Below are 9,769 nucleotides of genomic sequence, written 5' to 3' on the forward strand. Positions count from 1 at the left end.
ATGAAACCCCCGATTGAGGACCGACCCCGGCTATGATTATAATAAAGGACGCGGCGACTATGAAAAGATTTTTTTCTTCAGCGATACCGGGGTACCATGGAGGACTCGAAAAATTCGGCCTGCTGCCGGCAGTCCAAATCAAATCGGGCGATGCGACCTTTACTCATCGGTTGCGGAACCCTGTGCGTAGGGCTGGGCACCCTCGGCATCCTGCTGCCCCTGCTGCCCACCACGCCCTTTCTGCTCCTCGCCGCCTGGTGCTATGCACGCAGTTCCCGGCGCTTCTACCGCTGGCTGCTGACCAATCGCTGGTTCGGCGGCTATATCCGCAATTACCGGGCCGGACGAGGTATTCCTCTGAAGCAGAAGGTGTTCACCCTCCTGCTGCTGTGGTTGACCATCGGTTCTTCGGCCTGGCGGGCGGTGGAACATTGGTGGCTAAGGCTGGTGCTGCTGGGGATTGCCCTCGGGGTGACCCTGCACCTGCTGCGCATTAAAACGCTGAGTGGGGATGCGGCGGTGCCGTGTTCGGAGAAGGAGGGCGGTTGCGGCGCCGGGCCAGGCTGAGCAAGTGCCCTTTGAGGCACCGTGCGGGGTTCGGGCCGGAGAAGTTTGAACCTTCTGCTCTTGGAGAACGGGGCCTGATAAGGGTTAGCAGCTTTTATTTTGAAGAAGGAGTCGTTTCAGCAAAATGTCTTCAACGTTTTGGCGCCCATCAAGAACAGAAAGCACATAGACCTTGTTTTCAGACGCGCGATAGATGATACGCCAGGGTGAGGCAATGAGCTCACGATACTGCAATATACCCTGGCCTTGCAATTCAGGAACAATGCGGCCTCGTTCGGGATAGCGGTTGAGGTTTGATGCGTGTTCTTTGAGTTTAAGCAAAACAGTACGCGCATTCGCAGGGCTGTCGTTGGCGATATGCTCAATGATCTTGACAAGGTCGCACTCGGCCGTTTTGGTCCAGAGAACCTGATAGAATGAGGTCATTTGTCGCTCAGTAGGTTTTCTAGTTGAGCAAAAACCTCGTCCTGCGCACTCACTTGGCCGTTGCGAACATCGGTTTCACCCTGGGACAGGAGTTTTAAAAGACCGATGGCATTGCGCATGTCTTCATAACTTTTAGGGTCTTGGAGCACCGCCTTGGGTTCCCCGTTTTGGGTAATGATGACAGGGCGATGGGTCTCGTTGATTTGTTTTAAGAGATCAGCCGCGCGCGATTTGAGGTAGGTTATTGGCTTGATGTCGTTGGTAATATTCATCGGGCACCTCCAGTTTTTTTATGGTACCAAATAGGGGCCGAAAAGGAAAGCACCCAAGGGCTTAACTTTGGGTAGGGTTTGATGTCGAGGGGGCAGGTTTGGATGGGAAAGGAGTTGTGCGTGGAGGATTTGGCCTACGGCCGGATCTCGACGATCGTTCCATTGGGCGCCAACTTGTTGATTTCCTCGATTTCCTCGTTGGTTACGGCAATGCAGCCTTGCGTCCAGTCGAGTTCCGCATGGGCCTCGCCGACCCATGAGAAGCCGTTCTTGATGCCGTGAATCATGATGTCGCCGCCCGGATCGACGCCCAATTCACGGGCCCGTCGTCTGTCGCTGTCGTTGGGATAGGAAATCCGCAGGGACAGATGGTAGCGGCTGCCCTTGTTTCGTCCGTTGATGACGTAAGTTCCCTCCGGGGTCTTGTTGTCGCCCTGTTGCGTCTTGTGACCCACCGGGTCTCCGCCCAGAGCGATCCTGTAGTTCTTGAGCACCTCTCCGTAGGAGAAGAGAGTCAGCCGACGCGCGCCTTTCTCTACCAGAATCTTGTCCACCGAGCCCTTTTCGATGGCATGCGCCATAACCAGTCGCTCGAGAGCTTTGAGCCGTTGGCCGATTGCCTCTATCTCCTCCTCCTTGCGGTGGATCTCCTGTCGCAGGACATCAAGCTGAGTTTGCTGCGCGGCAATGGTCGAGTCCTTGAGCGCTACCTGTTCAAGATAGCCGATCATGGCCTGACTGTTCTGCCGGTATGCGCTGGCCGGATAATCTTTCACGATTTGCTGGAAGCATTCCAAGGCCTTCTGGTAATCTTTATGTTCGTTCCTGGCGTATGAATACAGGATGCCCATTTCGAACAGGGTCCGGTCGCTCGTCGCCGGATGCTGCCCGAGGAGCAGTTCATATTTTTCCAGAGCGGCCAGGTAGTTGCCGGCCCGAAACAATCCATCGGCTTCTTCATAGGGAATTTTGGCCTGCTGGCTCCCATGGAAGTTGCCGCAGCCGGCCAGCATCAGCGGCAACAGGGCGAGGCAGATGCCGAGCACATGCCGGAGCCCTCTCATGCGGCCCTGATCGCCGGATCCTTCTGCCATCTGCCGGCACAACCTCCTTGACAGCCCCTTCGTGTAATCCCCCTGCTTCCTCATTCCTTCACCCTTTGACTGTTCCATCATGATCATCTTGGCATGAATCCGTGCCTGGCAGGCCGATACCTTGAACGTCCCGGCCGGTAATGACGGAAATATAGCGAAATGGCAGGGTCTGCAGACCCTGCCATTTCGCTGTCCGGATTATCAGGACCTTTCACTTTTCTCGATTACTTCCGCATGGATTTCTGGAAAGCAGCTTCAGCCATTCTCGCCTTTTCGTCGGCGATCCTTTCCCGTTCCTCAGCCGCCTGTATGGCGGTTTCGGCGCGGGCCGAGGTTGCATCGGCCTGCAGTTTGGCCTCATCGGCCGCGGCCTTGGCAGCCTGCGCATCCTGCATTGCCTGCTCGGCTTTGGCGTTGATCAGTTTCTGCTCCGCCTGCACTTTCTCGAGTTCGCTGGTTGTCGCACACCCGATCATCGTAACAGGAAGAACAAGCATCATGGAAAACAGCACGAGACGTTTTACCATTCTTTGTCACCTCCTTTCCATTTGGTTCCTCGCGTCAGGAAATGAAGTTCGCCAGGTCGCAGCCGGGCAAGACAGGTTGTGTCGTCTATCCCTTCCTGACAGGTTCGATCATGATCCCATCGAGTTCCAGATCGATTTTCAGGCGTTTGACCGCTTTTCTGGCCTCGCCGGCATCCTTGAAGGGGCCGGCGAGAACCCGGTGTCCTTTGCCGGCCGGCAGCACCTGGGCCGGGATGGGCGGCCCCTGGTGGTTGATGATGGCGGCGAGCCGCCGGGCATCGAGTTCGTCTTGGACCTCGGCGGCCAGCACATACCAGGCGTCCAACTTCAAGCCAGGCAGTTCGGGACTGCCGAGCAGTCGGCCCGGGTGCCTGATGGCGACTGGTTTTTCGGCCCCCGCCCCCTTCGCCGCCTCCAGGGCCAGGATGGGAACCGGAATGCCCCGGGCCTCGGCCTGTATCTGTCTGATTTTCTGCCAATCAAGCGTGCGTCCCGATTCTTTCTCCATGGCGCGCAGTTTGGCATTGATCCTGGCAAGTTCGGCCACGCCCGAGTCTTCCAGGGGCGTGTGGGCCTCCAGGTACAGAATCCCGTTGCGCTGGCCCAGCAGGTAGGGTTGGTTGATAATCAACACCGGGGTGTTGATCGGGGTTTCCCGGAACAGCGTTGCGATGTTTTCCGGATAGAGTCGCATGCAGCCATTGGTGGCCTTCAGACCGATGCTGGCCGGCTTGTTGGTGCCGTGGATCAGATAGCCCTGTTTACTCAGGTAGAGAGCATAGTCTCCCAGGGGATTGTCGGGCCCTGGAGGAACCGCCGCCGGCAGAATGTCCCCCTTTTTTCGGTGCGCCTGGGCAATGGAGACCGGCACATACCAAGTCGGCCGGGTAGCCTTACGCGCCACCCGCATCCGCCCCATGGGCGTGGGCTTTTCTTCGGTGCCGATGCCAACGGGGTAGGTGGACAGCGCCAGGACCGCACCATCCCTCTGGAAGTGAAACAGCCTCATGGTGGCCAGGTTGACCACAATACCATTCCGGGGGGTGTCCGGCAGGATGAAATTCAGAGGCAGCAGGATACGCTCACCGGCCTTGGGTACCCAAATGTCCACCTCGGGATTGGCGGCGCTGACGGCATTGAGTCCTAAACCGAAGTGTCGCGCGATACCCGCCAGCGTATCCCCCTTTTCAAGCCGGATCTCCGCCAGTTGGCCTATGACATCCTCGCCCTTGGCAACGGTAAAGCGATTTCTTTCAATTTCCCCGTCGGGAGCCAGCGGCGGCCTCCACAGGGAATGTCTTAAAGAGGTGCATCCCGGCAGCGCGAAAATGAATGTACTGAGGAGTAGGGGAAACAACCAAGGGGCCATCCGTGGCGGAGTGAAGGGGCGAAACATGGGTATTGCCAGAGTCCTTTCCCGGCGGTGATGCAGTGCCGGCCATTGAGACAAAGCTGATAGCATGGCAAAAAGTTTTTCCAGCGAAAGCATCAAAGTTATAAGCAACCAAACAACCCATGCGAAAGTTATACTGCATGTCAAGTGCTTGTCAAATAATAGTAATTGTCCGCAATGAGAGGGCAAGGTACGCCCGGCGCGAATGAGCGTCGGTATATTTTCCCAGGCTCAGAATATAAGTCGAAGATGGAATTGTCCCATTAAACAATAATTTTCATCCCAGGGTTCCGTGCAAATTTGCAGAAGGTGTGCCATGCCCGGAGTGGCCGTGCGCCTGCAAGGTACAACCATTGAAAGGTTGCGCCATTCGACCCAACTAGTTGATATTCCTCATGCACGCAATCGAACTCAAAACAGGTGCCAACATTTTTGGAGGTTAAAAGCTTGTGATCCATCTCAATGCTTGCGCAAGGTACGTCAAAAGACCACCCTGTTTGGCGCCATATGGAGACTCAACGCGAAAAAATTGGTTACCTGGCACTCAATGATGGAGCGTTATACCGGGAAAAGCGTTTTGGCCGGGAATATCTGAAACTTTCGGAGAACGGATTCAGGGGGCGGGAGAAGACATATGTCGACCGGCATGGCGGACCAAGCCAATTCAAAAACGAAAATGGCCGACTCCACGGGGGAATCGGCCATCTTAATTGCTGGCTCCCCGGGCCGGACTCGAACCAGCGACAGGGTGGTTAACAGCCACCTGCTCTACCGACTGAGCTACCGGGGAAAATTCCAGTCTCGTTGTCGCGGTTATGGAAAAACCGCGGAAACGAGTTGTGTTTATACACGTTGCCCCAATGGTTGTCAAGTATGAAAATATACGCTCAAACCACTTCGGACAAGGCTCTGCTGAAACGCAGTAAACAGGGCGTCAGACCCAATCCGGGGTTTCCGGCCAGGAGAGCAGGCGTTCGATGGCGGCGTAGAGATCTTCGGAACGGATGGGCTTGCTGAGGCGTTCATCCATGCCGGCCTGCAGACAGAGATCGAGATCTTCGGGGCCGCCGTGGGCGGTGATGCCGATGATGGGCAGGCGACCGGCGCCGTTGGCCTGCTCCCGCTCACGAATCAGGCGCGTGGCGGTCAGGCCGTCCAGGCGCGGCATGCGCAAATCCATCAACACCAGGTCGTAATGCCGATGTTGCAGTTGGGCCAGTGCCTGTTCGCCGTCGGTGACGGAGGTGACCTGCATGCCTCGATGCTGGATGAGCAGTTCCAGCAATTTGCGGATGGCGTCGTCATCTTCCACCAGCAGGATGCGGAAGGCGGCCGACGGAGTTCCGGCGACCTTTTTTCGGGCTGCCGGGCCGGCTTCGGGGTGCAGCTTCTGACCGGCCGTGGTGCAGGGCAGCAGGACGGAATAAAAACCGGCTCCGGAAGGACTGGGGTGTTCCCCAATGGCTCCGCCAAGAGCGGCGGCCAGGTGGCGGCTCAGGGCCAGTTTCAGTTCGAGGGTTCCAGCTTGGCCCAGGGGTGGCAGGATGGCGTTGCCACAGGCGGCCAGCAGGGCGGATTTGGCACGGTCATCGAGTTGTTCCGGCTTTTCGCTCAGGGTGGCGAGCAGGTAGTTCTGCTGGGAGTGCAGCAGTTCCAGACGCAGGATCAAATGCTCGGGGCGGCGGCTTTTTAGTTGGGCTTCCATCAGGTTGAGCAGAATATTTCCGATGCGTTCGGCGTCGGCTTGCAACATCTCCGGCAGGGACGGATCCAGGTCGATGTGCAAGGCCACGGCCGGCCGCCCCATGGGCTGCGGCAGTTTGCGGTGCAACGCATCGACCCACGCGCGCACCTCGAAAGTCTGACCTTCGGTGATCAGTCGGCCGCTTTCCTGGCGGCCGTAATCGTGCATATCCTGCACCAGGCGCAACAAGGCCTGGGCGGAGCTGTTGGCCAATTCCAGGCAACGGCGCTGTTCCGGCGGCAGTTCGCCGTCGAGGGCCAGTTCCAGCATGCCCAGGACGCCGGCCAAAGGGGTACGCAGTTCATGGCCGAGAGCGGCCAGCAGGTGGCCGCAGGATTCCGGTATTTGGGCCGGAGGGCACGGTTCCGTTCCCATTGCAAATTCAGCGGCATCGGCAAGCTGCCGACCTGCTGCTGTCGGCGGGGCTCCGTTGTCACGGTTTTCTGGTCGTTTCTGGTTCATGGTGTACCTGTCCCGCCGGTTGCGGAATGAGGAAGTATGCGGGATCTGTCGCAACAGCGGATATTTGCCACTAGTATAACAGAGCTTGACGCCATGTTTGAGGCGGATTGCTGTCGCCGCTCATCTTGGCTATACTTCAGAGCCTGGGCACTTGAATCGGTCCGGTATCTCCGCCTTTTTTGAACGAGGTTCCATGGCATCTTTCGGCAATGTCAGCCCGCAGTGGCTGGAGGCCCTGTTCCGGCAATGGCAGCAGTGTCCTCATTCCGTGGCGGCAGACTGGCGGGCGTTTTTCGAGGGCTTTCTGCTGGGCAGCGCTGCTGAGGGGCCGCCCGGAGCAGGCGGTTCGGAGCGGGCGTCGATGGACCGCCATTTGGCTGTCGATGCTCTGATTCACCGCTATCGCGATTTGGGCCATCTATTGGCCTGCACCGATCCCCTCTCATCTTGTCCGGTAGAGCATCCCCTGCTGGCCCTCTCCGGCTTCGGCCTGGAGCAGGCGGATCTTGACCTGCCCTGCCATCCTCGGGAATTCTCCCTGCCCGGCGCCAGCCTCGGGGAGATTCTGCAGGTACTGCGTGAAACCTACTGCCGATCCATCGGCGTTGAATACCTGCACATGCAGCAACCGGACGAACGCACCTGGTTGCAGGAGCGCATGGAAGGGACCCGCAACCGCCGGGCATTCAGTCGCGAGGAACAGGAAAACATCCTGGGGCTGCTGCAGCGGGCCGCCCATTTCGAGCGGTTCCTGCATCGGCAGTTCCCCGGCCAGAAGCGGTTTTCCCTGGAGGGTGGCGAGGTGCTGATCCCCCTGCTGGAGACCGTCGTGCAACGAGCGGCCGCCGGCCGGGTGAGCGATATCATCGTCGGCATGCCCCATCGCGGTCGCTTGAACGTGCTGTCTCAGATTTTCGGCAAGCCGTTGGCGAACATTTTTGCCGAATTCCGGGATAATCTGGAATATGGCGAGATCGGCGAGGGCGACATCAAGTATCACAAAGGCTATTCCAGCGTGCGGGAACTGGCCGCCGGCCGCCGGGTGGCCCTGACCCTGGCATCCAACCCCAGCCACCTGGAAGCTGTCGATCCGGTGGTAGAGGGCAAGGCGCGGGCCCGCCAGGATGCCTTGGGGAAGGCCGGCGCCGGCCAAGTGCTGCCGGTGCTGATTCATGGCGATGCGGCCTTTGCCGGGCAGGGAATTGTTGCGGAAACCCTGAACCTGTCTCAACTCGAAGGCTACCGTACCGGCGGGACCCTGCATATCGTCCTCAACAACCAGATCGGTTTTACCACCCGGCCGGCGGATGCGCGTTCCACCTGCTATGCCACGGATGTGGCGAAAATGCTCATGGCGCCCATCTTCCACGTCCATGGCGAAAACCCGGAAGCGGTGGTTTACGCCGCCGAATTGGCACTGGAGTACCGCCAGCGCTTCGGCGGCGATGTGCTGTTGGAGATCATCTGCTACCGCCGGCATGGCCATAGCGAAGAGGACGAACCCTCTTTCACCCAGCCCTTGATGGTGGAAAAAATCCGGCAACGGCCGCCGGTGGACGAGCTCTATGCCGCCGAACTCTGCCGACAGGGCTTGGCCGAAGAGCGGGTGGCGGGGAACGCGGCGGCAATCCGGACGGAACTGGAGGAGGCCCTGGCGGCGCCTCCGCAGCCCCCCGCCGCCGGGTTTGCCGGCAAATGGCGGGATATCGCCCCGGATTACCGGCCCTGGCGGGAGGCGACCGGAGTGCCGGCCGACCGCCTCATGGCCTTGGCCGCGCAGCTCACCACGCTGCCGGAGGGCTTTCGGACCGATGAACGGTTGCTGCGTTTATTGGAAAAACGGCGGGCCGCCGTAAGTCCGGACGGTCATCTTGACTGGGCCATGGCCGAGGCCCTGGCATTCGCCAGCCTCCTGGCCGAGGGCCATGACGTGCGCCTGTCCGGTCAGGACAGCCGGCGCGGGACTTTCAGCCAGCGTCACGCCGCGCTGGTGGATGTCACAGACGGCCGCCTTTGGGTGCCTCTGGCAGCCACGGCCGCCCGGGGCGCCCGCTGCTCCATTTACGACAGCACCCTGTCCGAGGCGGCGATTCTCGGCTTCGAATACGGCTACTCCCTGGAGTCTCCCAACGGCTTGATTCTGTGGGAAGCCCAGTTCGGCGATTTCGCCAACGGTGCCCAGGTAATCATAGACCAGTTCGTGGTCAGTGGCGCTCACAAATGGCAGCGCGCCAGCGGCCTGACCCTGCTGTTGCCCCACGGTTACGAAGGTCAGGGACCGGAACATTCCAGCGCCCGCATCGAGCGGTTTCTGCAGTCCTGCGCCCGGGACAACCTGCAGGTGGTTCAGCCGACCACACCGGCGCAGCTGTTCCATGTGCTGCGCCGCCAGTTGCAACAGCCGTTCCGGCGTCCGCTGGTGGTGTTCACCCCGAAAAGTCTGCTGCGCCACCCCGGCTGTGTATCCTCCCTCCAGGAACTGGTGCAGGGTCGATTCGAGGAGCTGCTGGTGGATGCCCCGCAGCCGGAGGCGGTTAGGACGGTACTGCTCTGCAGCGGCAAAATCTATTATGAACTGCGGGCCGCCCGCGAGAACCTGGACCGCCAGGATGTCTCCCTGGTGCGCATCGAGCAGTTCTACCCGTTGCAGGGGGAAGCGTTGCGCGAGGTCCTGAAAGGTTTTCCGGCGGCTGCAAAATGGGTCTGGGTGCAGGAGGAACCGCGCAACATGGGCGCCTGGCAACATGTCGCCGCACTGCTGCATGGCGACAGTGCCCGGCCGCTCCTTTATGTCGGCCGGGAACCGGCGGCGGCGCCGGCCGGCGGTTCCCATCGGCAGTTCCGCCATGAGCAGGAGCGCATCGTTGCCGCCGCCCTGGCGGTTGAGCAACTGTCCGGATGAGGTGAACCATGGCTTCGCAAGGGAGGGAAAAAAATATGCTGGAAGTAAAGATACCGGAACTCGGCGAATCCATTGTCGAGGCAGAACTGGCCAAATGGCATCGGGAGGATGGCGACGAGGTGGAGAAGGACGACCTGCTCTGCGAATTGGCGACGGACAAGATTACCCTGGAACTGTTCGCCGAGCAGGACGGCAGGCTGCACATCCTGGTGCCGGAGGGGGAGATGGTGCCCATTGGGACCGTGGTTGCCACCATCGGTCCGGCGGAGGGCGTCGCGGCAACGCCGCCGGCGTCGCCGCGGGAGCAGGTAGCGAACAGCGTGGACAGCGTGGACAGCGTGGACAGCGTGGCTGGGGGGCCAGCCCCGACGGCCGTGCCCGC

Annotated in this window: 9 protein-coding genes and 1 tRNA gene; 3 read left to right on the top strand and 7 right to left on the bottom strand. The window is 59.8% G+C overall.

Annotation, left to right across the window (positions count from 1 at the left end):
* Nucleotides 1-150 precede the first annotated feature (150 nt).
* Entirely contained in the window at nt 151-567 is a 417-nt protein-coding gene (locus tag JQN68_RS14000) for a YbaN family protein (protein WP_249621266.1), read from the top strand.
* Nucleotides 568-651: 84 nt separating this feature from the next.
* On the opposite strand, the gene JQN68_RS14005 is transcribed toward JQN68_RS14000, so the two are convergent.
* The 7 genes from JQN68_RS14005 to JQN68_RS14035 all read right to left on the bottom strand — a co-directional run bounded on the left by JQN68_RS14005 (nt 652) and on the right by JQN68_RS14035 (nt 6,485).
* On the bottom strand, nt 652-993 hold the full coding sequence (locus JQN68_RS14005; protein ID WP_225073937.1) for a type II toxin-antitoxin system RelE/ParE family toxin: 342 nt from the start codon (nt 991-993) through the stop codon (nt 652-654).
* Entirely contained in the window at nt 990-1,265 is a 276-nt protein-coding gene (locus tag JQN68_RS14010; RefSeq protein ID WP_225073938.1) for a type II toxin-antitoxin system Phd/YefM family antitoxin, read from the bottom strand. Before JQN68_RS14010 ends, JQN68_RS14005 begins: the two co-directional genes overlap by 4 nt.
* A 134-nt stretch (nt 1,266-1,399) precedes the next feature.
* Nucleotides 1,400-2,359 carry a L,D-transpeptidase family protein gene (locus JQN68_RS14015; protein ID WP_249621267.1) on the bottom strand — a complete coding sequence of 320 codons (960 nt, stop codon included), beginning with the start codon at nt 2,357-2,359 and terminating at the stop codon, nt 1,400-1,402.
* Nucleotides 2,360-2,583: 224 nt separating this feature from the next.
* Nucleotides 2,584-2,886 (bottom strand): Lpp/OprI family alanine-zipper lipoprotein, encoded by a 303-nt coding sequence (locus JQN68_RS14020; protein WP_225073717.1) that lies wholly within the window; start codon nt 2,884-2,886, stop codon nt 2,584-2,586.
* An 85-nt stretch (nt 2,887-2,971) separates the two neighbouring features.
* Nucleotides 2,972-4,282 carry a L,D-transpeptidase family protein gene (locus tag JQN68_RS14025; protein WP_225073716.1) on the bottom strand — a complete coding sequence of 437 codons (1,311 nt, stop codon included), beginning with the start codon at nt 4,280-4,282 and terminating at the stop codon, nt 2,972-2,974.
* A gap of 711 nt (nt 4,283-4,993) precedes the next feature.
* Nucleotides 4,994-5,069, bottom strand: a tRNA-Asn gene (locus JQN68_RS14030).
* Between the two features lie 144 nt (nt 5,070-5,213).
* Nucleotides 5,214-6,485, bottom strand: a complete 1,272-nt coding sequence (locus tag JQN68_RS14035; RefSeq protein ID WP_225073715.1) for a response regulator — start codon at nt 6,483-6,485, stop codon at nt 5,214-5,216.
* A gap of 193 nt (nt 6,486-6,678) precedes the next feature.
* Between JQN68_RS14035 and JQN68_RS14040 the strand changes: the two genes are divergently transcribed.
* Together JQN68_RS14040 and JQN68_RS14045 are read left to right on the top strand one after the other, a co-directional pair.
* Nucleotides 6,679-9,387 (top strand): 2-oxoglutarate dehydrogenase E1 component, encoded by a 2,709-nt coding sequence (locus tag JQN68_RS14040; RefSeq protein WP_225073714.1) that lies wholly within the window; start codon nt 6,679-6,681, stop codon nt 9,385-9,387.
* Nucleotides 9,388-9,422: 35 nt separating this feature from the next.
* On the top strand, nt 9,423-9,769 hold a 347-nt coding region (locus JQN68_RS14045; RefSeq protein WP_283775559.1), incomplete at its 3' end, for a biotin/lipoyl-containing protein.

Source organism: Desulfuromonas sp. CSMB_57 (assembly GCF_020194955.2).
Lineage (GTDB): Bacteria > Desulfobacterota > Desulfuromonadia > Desulfuromonadales > Syntrophotaleaceae > JAFCIY02.

Bases quoted from the DNA above. Each gene is read 5' to 3' on its own strand.
- JQN68_RS14000 (WP_249621266.1), top strand. From the start codon at position 151: ATGCGACCTTTACTCATCGGTTGCGGAACCCTGTGCGTAGGGCTGGGC.
- JQN68_RS14005 (WP_225073937.1), bottom strand. From the start codon at position 993: ATGACCTCATTCTATCAGGTTCTCTGGACCAAAACGGCCGAGTGCGAC.
- JQN68_RS14010 (WP_225073938.1), bottom strand. From the start codon at position 1,265: ATGAATATTACCAACGACATCAAGCCAATAACCTACCTCAAATCGCGC.
- JQN68_RS14015 (WP_249621267.1), bottom strand. From the start codon at position 2,359: ATGGCAGAAGGATCCGGCGATCAGGGCCGCATGAGAGGGCTCCGGCAT.
- JQN68_RS14020 (WP_225073717.1), bottom strand. From the start codon at position 2,886: ATGGTAAAACGTCTCGTGCTGTTTTCCATGATGCTTGTTCTTCCTGTT.
- JQN68_RS14025 (WP_225073716.1), bottom strand. From the start codon at position 4,282: ATGTTTCGCCCCTTCACTCCGCCACGGATGGCCCCTTGGTTGTTTCCC.
- JQN68_RS14035 (WP_225073715.1), bottom strand. From the start codon at position 6,485: ATGAACCAGAAACGACCAGAAAACCGTGACAACGGAGCCCCGCCGACA.
- JQN68_RS14040 (WP_225073714.1), top strand. From the start codon at position 6,679: ATGGCATCTTTCGGCAATGTCAGCCCGCAGTGGCTGGAGGCCCTGTTC.